This is a genomic window from Caballeronia sp. ATUFL_F1_KS39, from assembly GCF_023630985.1.
GTDB classification, from domain to species: Bacteria; Pseudomonadota; Gammaproteobacteria; order Burkholderiales; family Burkholderiaceae; genus Caballeronia; species Caballeronia zhejiangensis.
In genome coordinates, this window is sequence record NZ_JALQDZ010000064.1 from 102,843 (window position 1) to 117,511 (window position 14,669).

The 14,669-nt window shown below is 60.1% G+C and carries 24 protein-coding genes; 20 read left to right on the forward strand and 4 right to left on the reverse strand.

Annotation, left to right across the window (positions count from 1 at the left end):
* Positions 1-2: 2 nt before the first annotated feature.
* The 10 genes from NCR93_RS30930 (at position 3) to NCR93_RS30975 (ending at position 4,040) form a co-directional block, all read left to right on the forward strand.
* The gene (locus tag NCR93_RS30930) at positions 3-872 is read left to right on the forward strand and encodes a YdaU family protein (protein WP_250532403.1); all 870 of its coding nucleotides are present in this window, start codon (positions 3-5) and stop codon (positions 870-872) included.
* Positions 856-1,452, forward strand: coding sequence for a hypothetical protein (locus tag NCR93_RS30935; RefSeq protein ID WP_250532404.1), 597 nt, complete (start codon positions 856-858; stop codon positions 1,450-1,452). The genes NCR93_RS30930 and NCR93_RS30935 overlap by 17 nt, the downstream gene beginning before the upstream one ends.
* Positions 1,449-1,616: a hypothetical protein gene (locus NCR93_RS30940; RefSeq protein ID WP_250532405.1), complete on the forward strand. Its 168-nt coding sequence runs from the start codon at positions 1,449-1,451 to the stop codon at positions 1,614-1,616. Before NCR93_RS30935 ends, NCR93_RS30940 begins: the two co-directional genes overlap by 4 nt.
* A gap of 53 nt (positions 1,617-1,669) precedes the next feature.
* Positions 1,670-2,017: a DnaB-like helicase N-terminal domain-containing protein gene (locus NCR93_RS30945; protein ID WP_250532406.1), complete on the forward strand. Its 348-nt coding sequence runs from the start codon at positions 1,670-1,672 to the stop codon at positions 2,015-2,017.
* Positions 2,010-2,216: a hypothetical protein gene (locus tag NCR93_RS30950; protein WP_250532407.1), complete on the forward strand. Its 207-nt coding sequence runs from the start codon at positions 2,010-2,012 to the stop codon at positions 2,214-2,216. Before NCR93_RS30945 ends, NCR93_RS30950 begins: the two co-directional genes overlap by 8 nt.
* A complete protein-coding gene (locus NCR93_RS30955) occupies positions 2,213-2,407 on the forward strand; it encodes a hypothetical protein (protein WP_250532408.1) in 195 nt (64 codons plus the stop codon). The genes NCR93_RS30950 and NCR93_RS30955 overlap by 4 nt, the downstream gene beginning before the upstream one ends.
* Positions 2,408-2,409: 2 nt before the next feature.
* Positions 2,410-2,946 carry a RusA family crossover junction endodeoxyribonuclease gene (locus NCR93_RS30960; RefSeq protein WP_250532409.1) on the forward strand — a complete coding sequence of 179 codons (537 nt, stop codon included), beginning with the start codon at positions 2,410-2,412 and terminating at the stop codon, positions 2,944-2,946.
* A 17-nt stretch (positions 2,947-2,963) separates the two neighbouring features.
* Positions 2,964-3,182: a hypothetical protein gene (locus NCR93_RS30965; RefSeq protein WP_250532410.1), complete on the forward strand. Its 219-nt coding sequence runs from the start codon at positions 2,964-2,966 to the stop codon at positions 3,180-3,182.
* Positions 3,179-3,394 (forward strand): hypothetical protein, encoded by a 216-nt coding sequence (locus NCR93_RS30970; protein ID WP_250532411.1) that lies wholly within the window; start codon positions 3,179-3,181, stop codon positions 3,392-3,394. The genes NCR93_RS30965 and NCR93_RS30970 overlap by 4 nt, the downstream gene beginning before the upstream one ends.
* Positions 3,395-3,467: 73 nt before the next feature.
* Positions 3,468-4,040 carry a hypothetical protein gene (locus NCR93_RS30975; RefSeq protein WP_250532412.1) on the forward strand — a complete coding sequence of 191 codons (573 nt, stop codon included), beginning with the start codon at positions 3,468-3,470 and terminating at the stop codon, positions 4,038-4,040.
* A gap of 73 nt (positions 4,041-4,113) precedes the next feature.
* On the opposite strand, the gene NCR93_RS30980 is transcribed toward NCR93_RS30975, so the two are convergent.
* Entirely contained in the window at positions 4,114-5,007 is an 894-nt protein-coding gene (locus NCR93_RS30980; RefSeq protein WP_250532413.1) for a hypothetical protein, read from the reverse strand.
* Between the two features lie 201 nt (positions 5,008-5,208).
* On the opposite strand from NCR93_RS30980, the gene NCR93_RS30985 reads away from it, so the two are divergent.
* Entirely contained in the window at positions 5,209-5,526 is a 318-nt protein-coding gene (locus tag NCR93_RS30985) for a hypothetical protein (protein WP_250532414.1), read from the forward strand.
* A gap of 60 nt (positions 5,527-5,586) precedes the next feature.
* Here NCR93_RS30985 and NCR93_RS30990 read toward each other — a convergent pair whose 3' ends face one another.
* Positions 5,587-5,883, reverse strand: a complete 297-nt coding sequence (locus NCR93_RS30990; RefSeq protein ID WP_239295243.1) for a DUF6723 family protein — start codon at positions 5,881-5,883, stop codon at positions 5,587-5,589.
* Between the two features lie 167 nt (positions 5,884-6,050).
* Between NCR93_RS30990 and NCR93_RS30995 the strand changes: the two genes are divergently transcribed.
* Positions 6,051-7,253, forward strand: coding sequence for a diguanylate cyclase (locus tag NCR93_RS30995; protein WP_250532415.1), 1,203 nt, complete (start codon positions 6,051-6,053; stop codon positions 7,251-7,253).
* A 12-nt stretch (positions 7,254-7,265) separates the two neighbouring features.
* On the opposite strand, the gene NCR93_RS31000 is transcribed toward NCR93_RS30995, so the two are convergent.
* Positions 7,266-7,625, reverse strand: a complete 360-nt coding sequence (locus tag NCR93_RS31000; RefSeq protein ID WP_250532416.1) for a GNAT family N-acetyltransferase — start codon at positions 7,623-7,625, stop codon at positions 7,266-7,268.
* Positions 7,626-7,953: 328 nt separating this feature from the next.
* Here NCR93_RS31000 and NCR93_RS31005 point away from each other — a divergent pair, with 328 nt between their 5' ends.
* The 4 genes from NCR93_RS31005 to NCR93_RS31020 all read left to right on the forward strand — a co-directional run bounded on the left by NCR93_RS31005 (position 7,954) and on the right by NCR93_RS31020 (position 10,045).
* The gene (locus NCR93_RS31005) at positions 7,954-8,451 is read left to right on the forward strand and encodes a response regulator (protein WP_250532417.1); all 498 of its coding nucleotides are present in this window, start codon (positions 7,954-7,956) and stop codon (positions 8,449-8,451) included.
* 74 nt (positions 8,452-8,525) lie between these two features.
* Positions 8,526-8,864: a response regulator gene (locus NCR93_RS31010; RefSeq protein WP_250532418.1), complete on the forward strand. Its 339-nt coding sequence runs from the start codon at positions 8,526-8,528 to the stop codon at positions 8,862-8,864.
* 501 nt (positions 8,865-9,365) lie between these two features.
* Positions 9,366-9,686 (forward strand): hypothetical protein, encoded by a 321-nt coding sequence (locus NCR93_RS31015; protein ID WP_250532419.1) that lies wholly within the window; start codon positions 9,366-9,368, stop codon positions 9,684-9,686.
* Positions 9,687-9,742: 56 nt separating this feature from the next.
* Entirely contained in the window at positions 9,743-10,045 is a 303-nt protein-coding gene (locus tag NCR93_RS31020; protein ID WP_350029168.1) for an HNH endonuclease, read from the forward strand.
* 369 nt (positions 10,046-10,414) lie between these two features.
* Here the strand turns inward: NCR93_RS31020 and NCR93_RS31025 are convergent, their stop codons facing one another.
* Positions 10,415-10,711, reverse strand: a complete 297-nt coding sequence (locus NCR93_RS31025) for a hypothetical protein (RefSeq protein WP_250532421.1) — start codon at positions 10,709-10,711, stop codon at positions 10,415-10,417.
* Positions 10,712-10,769: 58 nt separating this feature from the next.
* Between NCR93_RS31025 and NCR93_RS31030 the strand changes: the two genes are divergently transcribed.
* From NCR93_RS31030 to NCR93_RS31045, 4 genes are read left to right on the forward strand one after another with little or no spacing between them, the layout of a single operon-like run.
* Positions 10,770-11,327 carry a ParB/Srx family N-terminal domain-containing protein gene (locus tag NCR93_RS31030; RefSeq protein ID WP_250532422.1) on the forward strand — a complete coding sequence of 186 codons (558 nt, stop codon included), beginning with the start codon at positions 10,770-10,772 and terminating at the stop codon, positions 11,325-11,327.
* 6 nt (positions 11,328-11,333) lie between these two features.
* Complete coding sequence (locus NCR93_RS31035) at positions 11,334-12,419, forward strand: DNA cytosine methyltransferase (protein WP_284507449.1); 1,086 nt, start codon at positions 11,334-11,336, stop codon at positions 12,417-12,419.
* Positions 12,403-12,879, forward strand: a complete 477-nt coding sequence (locus NCR93_RS31040) for a phage terminase small subunit P27 family (RefSeq protein ID WP_250532424.1) — start codon at positions 12,403-12,405, stop codon at positions 12,877-12,879. Before NCR93_RS31035 ends, NCR93_RS31040 begins: the two co-directional genes overlap by 17 nt.
* Positions 12,839-14,662: a terminase large subunit gene (locus NCR93_RS31045; protein ID WP_250532425.1), complete on the forward strand. Its 1,824-nt coding sequence runs from the start codon at positions 12,839-12,841 to the stop codon at positions 14,660-14,662. Before NCR93_RS31040 ends, NCR93_RS31045 begins: the two co-directional genes overlap by 41 nt.
* Positions 14,663-14,669 lie beyond the last annotated feature (7 nt).

The following is a 14,669-nucleotide window of genomic DNA, read 5'->3' on the forward strand; positions in this document are numbered from 1 at the left end:
CAATGAATTTCTACAAGCGTCATCTCGGCGACTTCGCGAAGCATACTGCGCATTTGAGCGCGCTCGAAGTGGGCGTATATGACCTGCTGCTCGACTTCGCGTACGTGTCCGAAGAGCCTTTACCGCTGGACCAGAAGCGCCTGTACAGCATCGCCCGAGTCACGAATTTACAAACTCGGAATGCAATTCAGGTGATCCTTTCCCAATTTTTTGTGAAGACGAAAAGCGGCTATGTCAACAAGCGAGTGCAGGAAGAACTCGACGCAGCGAACGCCAAGCGTAGCGCGGCTCAGCGGGCAGCACAAGCACGTTGGAACGCAAGCAAACGCAAAGCGGACGCAATGCCGAACGCAATGCGAACGGATAGCGAAACGCATAGCGGACGCAATGCTAGCCAGACTCCAGACTCCAGACTCCAGAATAAAACCAAAGGTACTAAGCAGAGCAGCAGGAAGCAACGCGCGCGCGCGTATACGCGCGAGGCCGAATCGCTTGCTGCTCTGCTGCGCGATCGAGGCGTAAGCGATGCTTCTCCGACGCACCCCGCCGTTCTGCGATGGGCGAGCGAAAGCGCGTTCACCGACGCGATACGGGACGAAGCATTGCGGCGGTTCGCCAATCGCGGCGGCCCGATGCACGCGCCATGCAGCTATCTCGTCCCGATCGTCGATGACGTGCTCGCGGAAGCCGCGGCGGCGAAGGTTCGACCGATGCCGAGCGTCGATGCCGGCTCGATGCCGCGCGTCAATGGCAAGCCCGAGTTCTATCGCGATCGCCTCGCTCGCACTGCGCACCGTCTCACGACCGTCAGTGACGACGATCGAACGATCGAAGCTGAGACCAAGGAGATCGGCCATGCCAAGCCTGCCTGAACCGGTCCTCGCGAAGCTGTTCGATCGCATGCTGGCGATGTACGGCTCGCGATTCTCGGCGATGTGGGCGGACGCCGATATCGCCTCGGTCAAGGCGCTTTGGAGCCAAATGCTCGGCGATCTGAAGCCTGCCGATCTGCGGCGCGGCACCGCGGCGCTCTTTCACGTCAAGCATCCGCCGACGCTGCCGGAATTTCTCGCGCTGTGCGCGGAACCGCCGACGCCCGTTGCGCCGACGATGGCCGCGCATCCGTGTCTGACCGAGCAACGGTGGACCATGACGGCCGAGGGCATCCAGCAGCTTGCCCACGTGAAGCGAATCGTGACGCGGACGTATGAAGACGCACGGCCCGATGGTATCGCATGGGCGCGGCGCTTACTCGCGAATGCTAAGCAAGGCCAAGCGATCAGCGCGATCCAGATCGCGTTCGCCGAGGACGCGATTCGACGTTGGGAAATGACGCATCATCAGGTCGAGTGCGGCGGCGATCAGCCCGACGAACTTCCGCCGCGCGTGCCGAGTCCGCATATCTATGGCGATCGTGAGCCCGGCAGCGATGACGAGGAGCTAGCGTCATGAGCACCTTCGCCCGCATCGCCGCCAATCGCCTACGCGACATGCAGTATCCGCTGACCGAGAACGAGCGGCTTCAATACGCGACTTTGCACGGACGTTGGGCGCTGTCACGGGTGCCTGCAACAGATGGCGACGATCATGGGCGGCGAGTTTATTGCCGGCGCTGATCTGTCCATCGAACTGCCGCTGCGCCTTTACCGCATCATCAACGGAGAAAAGAATGATTGACGAAGGCTTCCCGTCCTACGAGACCGATCTTCAGTCGCGCGGCGAGCGTCGCGTGCTCGCGTGTCTGTTGCGCAAGAATCACGCGATATGCCATTGCGCATGGTTGATGCCGCGTCACTTTTCGAGTGACCTCAACGGCATGATCTTCGCCGCGATCCGCGCGCTAATGGCGCGCGACCAGCGGGCCAATAGCGAAAGCGTGTACACGTATCTGCGCGAGACGTTCCCGCGCTATCACGTCAAGCCCGCCTACTTTCATGCGCTCGAAGACCTCGACGTTCAGGTCTCGCATATCGGTTCTTATGCGGCCAAGATGCGAGAGGTAGACCATCATGCTTAATCCGCTCGAAGAGGCTCTGTTCAATGCGCTCGCCGAAATCGCGAAGTGGCCGGATACGGGCAAGCGCTACGGCCAGCAGCACATCAAGCGCTATGCGCGGGAGCAGCTGACGTATGCGGCTGGATTGCGCGAGTCGGTCGAACCGCCGGCGCTGCCGCCGCTCAAGAAACGCAAGAGCAGACAGGGAGAAGCGGCATGATGCTGACACTCGATTTGTCGTCGGGCATGACTCCTGTCGTGCTCATCAACGGCGAACAACTCAAAGGCGTGACGCGCTGCGAGTTGGTCATCACGCCCGACGACACGCCCGTTGTCCTGCTGCACCTTGTTCACTTCAAGGTTATCGGCGCGACGTTGCCGGTGTTCCATCGGCCTAAGGAAACCGCGTAACTATGGCCGGCCATCGCGCTCCCGATCTGCCGCCGTCGATCGCGCTCGACCAGCCGCTGACGCTGACGCTTCCGTATCCGCCGTCGAGCAATCGATATTGGAAGTCGTTTGTCATCAGCGGTCACGTTCAGGTCGTCGTCTCGGCCGAAGCGAAAGCGTTCAGGCGCGAGGTCCATTGGCTGTTGAAGCTCGCCAGAATTCGCGAACCGATCTATGGCCGGATCGCGCTGACCGTGAAGCTCTATCCGAAGCTGCCGCTCGACGCTCGCACGCGTATGCGCAAACACGGCGACGAGTGGGAAGACGATGTGCGCTGCATCGACCTGGACAACAGCCTGAAAATCCTGCTCGACTCGATGAAGGGCCGCGTCTTTATCGATGACTCGTTCGTCTGGAGGCTGCACGCCGAGCGCGGCGAACCGAGGCCCGAAGCGTGCGTCGAAGTGACGATCGAGCGTATCCCGTATATGAAGCCGCAGCAGTCGCTATTCGACTCGATGCCCGTTCAGCCGTTGATTGAAGATCCGTTTGAATCATGAACCGACAAGGAACTTTGATGGCTATACGGCAAGACGCGATTCGCCGTCATCTGGCGAACGACAACGATCGTCTGCGCGCTGCGCTGCGCCTGATCGTCGAAATGTGCGCCGGCCAGCCCGACAACGAAATGACGTGTCACGTCGCGCGAATTGCGCGCGTCGCGCTCGTTTCGGCTGCACCCGAAAACGAAGCATTGCGCAATCCCGCGCAACCTACGGAGGGAGAACCCGCATGACCTCGGACAATCAGCAATCCGGCCAGCAGCCGGCACAGCAGCAACCCGGCAGCGTTCCGCCCGATACGCAGAAACAGCAGGACGACAACCAGCGCCAGCGCGACGACAATCAGCGTCAGCGTGACGACAACCAGCGCGAGCGCGACGAGCACCAGCGCGAGCGCGAGGAACGCGAAGGCGAAGAGAACGGCGACGGCAAGGACGCCGCCTGAAAACGGAGCAACGACGATCATGCGCGGTGAGGTTTTTCGGGACGTGAACGTAGCGCTGACCACGAGCTATCGATTGGCGAATCAACCCGCCGTGGATGCCGGTGCGACGCGTCGAGCGCTCGTCACCGTCGCCTGTCTCGCGCCGTCGCGCAGTCGCATGCACGCCGATTGGGTCAAGCGTCTGATAGGTCAGCCCTCGCGTGTCGTGGACTTCTCGGGCCTAGACCGGCTCGAAACGCGTGCACAATGCGCGCTCGTGCGCAAAGCCGTGCTAGATCGTCTGTCTCAACCGCAAGCGTGCGCCGTCGTCGCACGTTTTTCTCAAACTCCCGGCGAGAAGCAAAAGGGCGTGTCCGGTCTGGTCAAGTATCTGTCGTCGACCAGACCGGCTTCTCTACGCGCTGCGCTCGATGACGATCCGCTAGCCGATCCGCTTTACGACCTGCTCTGGCGTCGCTACTGGCCTGGTCACTACGGCGATGGCCTGTCGCTTCGGGATATTGCGCGCCGCACGCATACGAGCAAGTCCTCGCTCGCGCGTCAGGCACAGCGCCTGGACGACGACCTCGACGCGATCGAAAAAGATGCGCTCGCTACGTTGGAGCGAGCATTCGTGGATGAGGGTCTATGCGCTAGGTCTCTATGACGACGCGATTCGGGTCATCAGTAGGCGAGAGGATCAATATGCAGCGCCCCTTAGACGACCGCATGCGTTGCCTTTATGATGCATCTTGTTTCCCGCGGCTATCTATTCTGAGTCCTGCCCGAAGCGATTTGAGGCGCTGTCCCGCCTTTGCTCGCCAGTCGTCGGGAATGCCCGAGCTTGTACTCATTACCTCAAGCACTTGGCACAACGCATGGACTTCGGCAAGCGAGGTCACGTCTGCGCTTTGAAGAATGGTCTCGGCTCTGGCTAGGGCTTCTGCTAAGTTTTTAGGGGCATCCGAATCAGTGATGTGAGCCGCGCTGACATACCTTGGTTGGCGCAGCGTTCGAACTTCCTTTTGCAACTCGGTAAGCATGTCCAGCATGACCGTTTCTGCGGTCGCTTCTTTCTGGTCCAGATGGGCGACCTTGAACGTACCGAAGCTTTTTAGGAAGGTCGAATGGCTCGGATCGTTTTTGGCGGCCTCGTATGTTGCTGCGACCTTCGATGCGAGTTTTTCTTTGAATGCGACGATGCGATGGAAGCGAAGATCGCGTGGATACAAGACGTGTTCGATCACACCTGTATCGAACATAAAAGGAGTGACTTCGTCCTTGATGATTACCGTTGGTTTGTCAAAAGCCAGCCGCATACCAAGCTCGAAAAGGACGTTGGGATTACGACCACTGACGTCGCACACAACGATGTCTGCGTTGTAAACGTTCTGAACGATCCGTTTTTGAATAACGCCGCTTTCGTCCGCGTCGCTCACGAGGGCAGTGGTGAATTTAGGCGATTTGATCGTGCTTACCGCTTCGACGATGATCGACTTAACGTCGGACCAGTGCTCAGCAGTGAGACCGTCCATCGCCGCGATCGGCATTACGATTCCACAATGTGCTGATTCCCCGTTTGCCTGATTCGCGGTTGCTGATTGTTTTGTCTGGCCGTCGCCTTTTGTCGTCATTTCCCGAGGCCCTCACGCGAAGTCGCAAGGATAGCATCCCTCCGATAGAAAGCTGCTGCGCCCCTTGTTGTCGCGGGACAAATAGCCTACCCTGTGGCCATAGTGGAATTCCCATGACTTCCGCTGTGGCTTTGTGATCTGCCTCGGTCCGCGCGTTCTCTTTTTGAGACGCAGCGGATTTTTTTTGGGGGGATTTTTCTCATGGCGATCGGTCAGTGGTTGCATCGGCTGCTCGGCTATCCGTCCGTCAGCGCTATCCAGATTGCGAGTCTGCGTCCTGGTGATCTGCTCGTCGTCAAGCTGCCCGATCACACGACGCCCGAAGTCGTGCTGCAGATCCGCGATCTGCTCGAACAGCGCATTCCCAAAACGGTGAACTGCGCCGTCATGGTAGGTGAGGAAATTCGTTTCGAAGTCGTTCGCGTCGTCAATCCGGCTAATCGTCCGTTCCAGCGGCCAATCGGTGGCTTTGCTGCGGGCTGCTCGACTACGGGCTTGACAGTAGTCCTTGAGCAGTAGGTCAGCGAAGAATAGGGTCTCGCAGTACTGACGACACCGCAGTAAGACAGTGTGCGCTTATCAGAGCTCCGGAGAAACCAGGTCCGCTTGAACGATCTCAAGTCCGCGCTGTGCAGCGGCACTTCGCGCAGCGTCTTTTGTTGCAAAGGGGCCGAACTCCTCGGCACCCGCAAATGGAAAGAGCAGTCGGCCGTCGGTCACACGAACGACTTTCAACGTGCCGAAGAATCCGCCGCTGACGCCGGGCCGATACGACGCATAGATCCGATAGTCGTCCGCCGAACGCCCTGGAGTCGGCTCGGGACGCCTTGTCGTGAAGAACAGTAGCTTAGGCCGGCGGCGTTGATGGTCATCCATGTGAACGGCCTCAAAACGTCGAAGGGGTTCATCCGCTTTCAGCAATTATTGCTCCATCTGATTCTTGAATCGGCGCTCAGGTCAATCGGCATCCAAGTAAAATAACGCCGTGGAAACAGGACGGTGGAAGCACAACCGCTTCGAATATGCGTCGACAACTTTTTCGCTTGGCTACGGGCGACCGGAACCATTTCATAGCGTTATATGCCATGATCGCTGCGGCGCTTATATCTTGCGCGGCGGCGTTCGTCTACGAGGCGACGGTCATTGCGGCGAGCCAAGCGCGCGCCCAAATATCGGTGGACGTTCTCGAGACTGCTAACCGCGTTTTGCACGATCTTGAAAATTTGGAGACGGGCCAGCAGGGATATCTCCTGACCAATGACGAGGCCTACCTGCAGCCCTATCGGAGTGGTCTGCGTGATCTGGACGACGCAGTGCTCCGTCTGCATGGACTTGTCGCTGACGATGAAACGTCCGCGACGATTGTCAGACGCATCGAGCACATGAAAAACGACAAGGTCCGGGAAGTATCCCGAACCCTCGACCTCGCCCGCATCGGCAACAGAGACGAAGCGCTTGCACTCGTGCAGACCGGTGAGGGAAAACACTATATGGACGCGCTGCGTGCCGACCTTGGCGCGCTTCTCGATCAATGGCGCGAGATTCGACGCACCGCAGTCCGAGACGTCGACCGGCGCGTGCTGCTCGGCGCGGCGACGCTTTCAGTGCTTGCCGTGCTCGTCTGCGCACTCTTGATCTATACGCTGTTCATTCAGCGGCGCGCGTTTGCCCGCGTGCATACCTATACGAAACACCTCACCCGCCGCGCATCGACGGACGCGCTGACCGGCTTGCCGAATCGGCGGCACCTACTCAATGCTCTCGCACTCCTCGCAGAGGAGGCGGATGAGGACGCGGCACCGCGCCGAGTCGGCTTGCTTTATCTCGACATCGATGGCTTCAAGGCGGTGAATGATTCGCTCGGCCATCGCGCAGGCGATGCTTTGCTCCGGGCGCTTGCTCGCGGGCTGCGCGAAGAGACCCGCCAACGAGATGTGCTCACAAGAGTCGGAGGAGACGAATTCGTCCTGCTAGTCGCTGACTACGGCGATGACACGCAGCTTCGGGAGCTCGCGTTGCGGTTGGCGGATCGCGTACGTGACGTCAGAACGAGCGAACTGGGCGAGCGTTTTCAAATCGGGGTCAGCATCGGGATCGCGACCTATCCAGACACCGCAAGTTCGATCGAAGGATTGTTGGATGCTGCGGACGCCGCAATGTATGAGGCGAAGCGAGCAGGCACGTCGTCATATGTTTTCGCTCGCAAAGAATGCGAAGCGAACGTAATTCGTTTCCATCGGCCGTAGATTTCGACGGATTTACAGCGGGGCGTTTTCCGGCAGGTTCCTCAGTCGACTGCCGACTACACTTCTAACCTTCGGCGTCAAAGTCTTCTCGTACCAATTGCTCTGAGCCGCTTCTTCGTTGAAGTAGCGAACTGCTGGTTGAAAACCGTTTCGCAGGCAGAATGCGGTAGTGCGTCGATCAGCAAGACAAAGCGCTAGCACGAGCCGACGATAACCGAGCGCGGAAGCGTCTAGCTCAAGCCGTGACAAAAGCGCATAACCGATACCCGCGCTATTTGCACGACTGTAGAGACACTTGATCTCGGCGGCGCCGTAGTCAACTCTTGTCAATGCCGCGCATCCGACAGCAAACCCGCTGAGTGTGCGCACCATGAGAAACCTGCTCCGCGGGGCCCGCACTTCTTCTTGGAACAGTTTGGACCTACCCGTCGCTCCATACAGCAGTGCACGACTTGCATCAGCCTCATCGAGAAGCGCTTGGGCATCCATGCTGCAAGGGTCCTCATTCCGTACGATCACCAATGTTCCCAGGTCCGCCATGCTGCCTCCCCATTGGAATGGTTGCAAGGAAAGCAAGCAGGAGGCCAGTTGTCACCAAAGAAGCCGCCGTGTTGTATCCAGCTTGCAGGGACTGCTTTCGGAAGAGCACCATCCAAATCATGTATAGTAAGCACTTGTTTTCACAAGTTTAGTAGCATCAATGCCCTCCCTCGCTCGTTTATCGATCCGCTGGACGTCACGGTTCAGGCCGGTCGACAATCGGGTGCCACGCGTCCTCGTCGTCGACGACAACTGCTCGGCAGCCGACGCGTTGGCGACCTTCCTCGGACTGTTGCAGTTTGAGTCACACACCGCCTACAGCGGAGCCGCAGCCATCATCGCAGCGCGCGCTTCGAAGCCGGACATTGTCCTTCTGGACATCTCAATGCCAGAAATCGACGGTTTTGCAGTCGCAGCGACGCTCCGCCGAGACCCGCTGACCGCAGGATGTATCGTCGTGGCTTTAACGGCACATGACGGCGATTTTGTCCAAGCTAGAGCGTTGACGGGTCAATTCGACGCCTACTTTCAGAAGGGGTTTGGATTGGACGCGCTTATTGCGCTCCTGGCTGAAGTAGTCCCGCACACCCTAACGGTCGGAGACCGTCCTGCGCCCGCGGATATGCAGCTTTTGCCGACGCGGGCAGGCTCGACGTAAGTTATACTTGTGTAAGTGGCCTAACTCTCCGCCCGACCGTCGCTTGCACTTCGCCCGCCGGTTGGACAGTCGCAATGAAAAGAATTCTTATCGTCGACGATTCGCGCGATACGGCCGATATGCTCGGTGAAATCGCGGTCGTGCTCGGCCATAATAGTACGGTTGTGTACGATGGTGCCTCAGCTGTGAGTGCGGCGGCCGCCGAGGCGTTCGACCTGATCTTCTTGGATCTCTGGTTGCCAGATACCGACGGCCAGAAAGTTTGCATCGAGATTCGCAAAGGGCGCTCCGGGTCGGCTCACATTGTCGCGCTTACCGGCAGCAACGAGCTTATCCGCAGCGGCTGCGAAGGTTTCGACGAATGGATTCTGAAGCCCCTTCTGATGGACGACGTTGAACGGCTGCTTGCGTAACAACCGCCAGATCTGAATCGTTTCTTCCCGCGCGTTCTCTCTTTCTGCAACACCGTCCAAAGATTCAACATACTTATTGGGCCGCCAGTTGCTACGGCGGCCCCGAAGCGCGTCGAACCCTTGCGTAACCGGGACAAATTGCTTAATGTTTCGGCAAACTAGGCGTTGTGCGCCTGCTTCGAATCAAAAATCCGCCGACCTCGAAACGGGTAGGCGGATTTTTTTTGGTCGCTCACTGGCGTTCGTTCAGTGGGTGCAAGAGATAGACGGTTATTCGTCCGTACGCGTCGGTGACGTAAAAAAAACCCGCGCTCGGGGCAGCGGGCCGAAGCATCACCTGAGAGAGAGTGACGCCAAGCGTGATGCAATCGCCATACCCGACCGGTACGCTCCGAACTGCACCGCGATGGTCGTAGACGTGATCCGTCTTGGAGTTCTGTGCGTCGTCAATCCTGCTGTTCGTCCGTTCACGCGGCCGATTAGCGGCTAGGAGAGATACCTATGCTCACGATGGAACAAGCGCGCGAGATGCGCCAAGGTGCGACGCTGACGGGAGACCGCAACCAATGCTGTGAATGCGGTGAATTGTTCAACAGCAATCGTGCGTTCGATCGGCACCGCACCGGGACCTATGGTGTACGTCAGGGTCCCGACGCGCGCCGCTGCCTAAGCCATTCTGAAATGCGGCTGCTCGGCATGACGAAGAACTCGGCGGGTTTCTGGATCGCATCGCAGATGGCAGACGACGTGCGGGAATGGCTTGTTGCGGCGAACACCGTTTCGCTCGAAGGCGCTTGTGAACAGCCGCCTGTACAGTGTTAGCCAGAACGCTCGGCAACGGCTTCTAGCGTTCCGGTGAAAGTCGGAATACTCCCGCCGTGTCAGAAGACCCTCAGCGTCAAACTCGCACCCGTGGCCGTGCGTGGCAGCGCATACGATTGCGTCAGCTGAAGGCGCATCCATTATGTGCTGCGTGTCTCGCTGCGGGGTTGGTGACACAGGCCGACGAAGTCGACCACATCATCCCGCTCTATAAAGGCGGAACCGATCGGCCGACCAATCTGCAGTCGCTGTGCGTGCCGTGTCACGACGCCAAGACTCGTGACGACGCAGGACTGCGCGCGCTCGGCTGCGACCTGAACGGCGTGCCCGCTGCGCCTGTCCCGCCGATCAAACGATGACCGACGAATGCGGTACCTCGTGCGCGGGAAGGATTCGTATCGACGATGTGGGCCGCAGTTGTCTGGCGAGACGAACCGCTTGAGCTTCGTCGGCGACGATGACGATGAACAGATATTCCGCGTGAGGAAGCTCAACGCGCCAACCGGCGTCGTGTCGCGGGCGAACGATGACTTCTTCGCTGTTCACGCCTTCCGAAGTAAACATCGTGGATATGCCTTGCAGAAGGTGAAAACAGGATTCTGCGCTCGACGAAATACCTGGTGTCAGTGCATAACGCGTGGATTCTGGACGTTGGCGCGGGCAGCCAACCGGGGGGCGTCTTGTAACTTCTGCTGAGTTAGCCGGACACCTCGCGCGCTGGTTTATTTTTATGACCGCTTTTCACGAGTCAGGGGATCGAAATGCGGGACCTCACGGGCGGTGCCGAGTGACGCTTCGATCAAATCCGGCGCGTACGCAACAAATGCGCGTGCCCAATTCGCCGCGGCTGACTCCGCGCCACCGCGGGTGGCTGCCGCAACTTGAGTACGGAAACGAATTTTGTGGACGGTGATGTGGTGTTTGGAATAGTCCGACTGTCGAGAAAACTGTGCGATCGCGGTCCAGTCATCGCCAGCAACGTGCTCGGGGTAAATCTCGACGAAGTAAGGCTTCATTGAATACATGTGTTATCTCCCAGTGCTCGAAGACGCGCATAGGTCGAGCCTGCTCTTGGAGTTTGTCATGAAACAATCGGTTGACCGCACAATCTCTTCCGAGTCGAAGCCCGCCGACACCCCTCCGTGGCCGGCGGCGAATATCGAACGTCGTCCGCTGTCGCTACTCGTCCCGTACGCGCGTAACGCGCGCCTGCATTCCGACGCGCAAATCGCCCAGATCATGGCTTCAATGCGCGAGTGGGGATGGACACAGCCGATTCTCGTCAGCGAGACCGATACGATCATCGCCGGTCACGGCCGCGTCATGGCCGGGATGCGGCTAGGTCTGGAGGAAGCGCCGGTCATGGTCGCGCGCGGCTGGTCCGACGCCAAGATCAGGGCGTACGTGATCGCGGATAACCGCCTGGCCGAAAACGCGTCATGGGATCGCGAACTGCTCGGCGCGGAGTTGAGCGAACTGCGCGACGCGTTCGATCTGTCGCTGACGGGTTTTACGAGCGGCGAAATCGACGCGATCACCGTGACCGAACTGCCCGACTTGGGCGTCGAGTATGACGAGCGCGCGGCCGAACAGGTCAAGTTCATCAAGTGCCCGGAATGCGGGCATGAGTTTCCGAGGTAACGCAGTATGGCCTATCACGATCGATTGTCAGGGGCTTGGCAAGCGCACCTGTTGCCGAGAGCGCCGAACGCGCCGACGGTCGTCTCAACGTTCGCCGGTTGCGGCGGCTCGTCGCTCGGCTATTCGATGGCAGGCTTTGAGGAAAGGCTTGCGATCGAATGGAGCGAGAAACAGGCGGCCAGCTTCAGCGCGAATTTTCCGCTCGTGCCGCTCTATCTCGGCGACATCGCCGAGCTATCGAACGATGACGCGCTGCGCCGCGCGAAGCTGGTACCGGGCGAACTGGACGTCTTTGACGGTTCGCCGCCGTGTCAGGGCTTTTCGACGGCCGGCGCGCGCCGCTTCGATGACGGGCGCAATCAGCTGTTCCTCGAGTTCCTGCGGCTGCTGCGCGCATTCGCGCCCAAGGCGTTCGTCATGGAGAACGTACGCGGGATGGTGGTCGGCAAGATGCGCCTGATTTTCGCGGAAATAATCAAGCAGCTACGCGACGCGGGCTATCAGGTGAGCGCGCGCGTTCTGATCGCGGGACATTACGGCGTGCCGCAGATGCGCCCGCGCATGATTATCGTCGGCATCCGGAACGACCTCGCGGCTCTGGGCGTCGAGCCGTCGCATCCGAAGCCGTTTGCGATCGCGCCGACCGTGCGCGAGGCGTGGCATGGGCTCGTCAACACGCCGGAAGAATGCGAGGTCGCGCGTTTCGGCGAAAACCGCATCGTGCATCGGCTGCTGTTCCGTATGCAGCCGGGCGAATCGGGCGACAAGTACCACCCGAACAAGCAGCTATACGGACTGCATCGACTCGATCCCGACAAGCCGAGTCCGACGATTCTGCGCAACGGTGGCGCGGGCGGCGCATGCGAGGCTTGCCATCCGAGCGAACATCGGCGCATAACGATCGAAGAGGCCAAACGTCTCGCGTCGTTTCCTGATCCGTTCGTGCTGCGTGGCACGTTCGAGGAACGATGGGCTGCGATCGGCAATTGTGTCCCGCCGCTGTTCATGCGGGCGATCGCGCTGCACATTCGAGGTCTGCTGGACAAAGCCGCGCATCTTGAAGTCGAGGAACGTCATGCCGCGCATTCGTAAGCCAACCGCACTACGTCTGATCGAGGGCAACCGCGAGAAGCGGCCGATCTCGAAGAATGAGCCGAAACCGCGCGTCGGCGTGCCGACTCCGCCGCCGCACCTGATCGGTTACGCGCTTGAAGAATGGGAGCGCATCACGCCGGAACTGTTCGCCTCGGGCGTGCTGACGATGATCGACGGCGCGATGCTGGCGGCGTACTGCCAAGCGTATGCGCGCTGGCGCGAGGCCGAGGAAGCGCTCGCGCGCATGAAGGCGCGCGACAGGCTGACGAACTCGCTGATGATTAAGACGAAGAACGGCAACGCGATCCAGAACCCGCTCGTCGGTGTTGCTAACCGTTCGATGATGCTGATGCACCGTTTTGCTAACGAGTTCGGCATGTCGCCAGCCGCGCGTGCGCGTCTGGAAGTCGATCCGCATGAGCATAGCCCGGCCAACAAAGCCGACGCCTACTTCTGATCCGGTGCGCGCCTACGCGCGCGCGGTCATATCGCATAAGGAAGTCGCGGGGCCGCACGTACGCGACGCATGCCGGCGGCATCTTAACGATCTGAAGTACGGCCGCGCGCGCGGCTTGAAATGGGACGGCAAGGCGGCGCAGCGCGCAATCGACTTTTTTCATGACGTGCTGAACCTGAACGGCGGCGAATTCGAGGGCAAGCCCTTCAACCTCTTGCCGTGGCAGCAGTTCGTCGTCGGCTCGATATTCGGCTGGAAGCGCGAGGACGGCACGCGCCGTTATCGCGAGGTCTACATCGAGGCCGGCAAGGGTTCCGGCAAATCGCCGCTCGCCGCGGGCATCGGCCTGTATATGCTCGTCGCAGATGGCGAAGCGCGCGCCGAGGTCTATGCGGCGGCCACGCGCCGCGATCAGGCGATGGTGCTGTTTCGCGATGCCGTCGCGATGGTGCAGTTGTCGCCGGCGCTCGCATCGCGCACGACGCTTTCCGGCCGTGACGATCGCGTATGGAACATCGCGTATGTGAAGACGGGTTCGTTCTTCCGGCCGATCGCGTCGGACGACAGCGGCCAGAGCGGGCCGCGCCCGCATTGCGGGCTGATCGACGAGGTGCACGAGCACAAGAGCCCGACCGTCATCAACATCATGCGCGCCGGCAAAAAGGGACGTCGCCAGCCGCTGATCCTGATGATTACCAATTCGGGATTCGATCGAACGACGGTCTGCTATGAACAGCACGAGTACGGCGCGCGCGTCTCGTCGGGCGTGATCGATGACGACGCGTACTTCGCCTATGTGTGCGCCCTGGACGAAGGCGAGGAACCGTTCGATGACGAGTCGTGCTGGATCAAGGCAAATCCGTCGCTCGGCAGCACGATCGAGAACAACTACCTGCGCGAGCAGGTCCGGCAGGCGCGCGGCATGCCGTCGCTTGAATCGACCGTACGGCGCCTGAACTTCTGTCAATGGGTCGATGCCGCTGATCCGTGGATAAGCGCCGATCTGTGGTGCAAATGCGAGGTCGGTGCGCCCCCGATCGCGCAGCCGGCCGGCGAGCAGGACGCGGACCGCGAATCGCGCTGGTCGAAGGTCATCGAGGACGCGATGCGCGAGCGCGAAGCGCTATTCGAGCGCATGAAGGGCCGGCGCATCGCGGGCGGGCTCGATCTGTCGGGCACGCGCGACTTGACCGCGCTCGCGATCGCGGCCGAGCAGGACGATGGCAGTGTCGATGCGCTCGTCGAATTCTGGACGCCCGCCGACACGCTGCGCGATCGCGCCCAGCATGACCGCGTGCCGTACGAAGCATGGGTCAAGGCGGGCTTCCTGCACGCGAGCAAGGGCCGCGCGGTCGATTACGGCGATGTCGTGCGGCGGCTCGCCGCGCTCGATGCCGAACTCGCGATTGGCGGACTCGCGTTCGATCCGTACCGCATCAAGTATTTCGAACGCGACCTCGACGCCGAGAACGTCGATATCAAGCTCGTCCCGCACGGTCAGGGCTTTTTCCGGGCGGCCGAGTCGGGGCTGTGGATGCCGCGCTCGATCGAGCAAGTCGAGCAGCTCGTATTCGAAAAGAAACTGCGCGTCGCCTTCAATCCGTGCCTGCGCTGGAACGTGTTGTCGACGGTGACGGAGACGGACGCGAAGAACAACCGCATCTTCAACAAACGTAAAGCGACGGGCAGGATCGACGGGCTCGTGGCTTTGACGATGGCGATAGCGCTCCTGCTCGAAGGCAAGAACGAGCGCGAACCCGAATATCAGATTTTCTTTGTCTGAGGGAGAC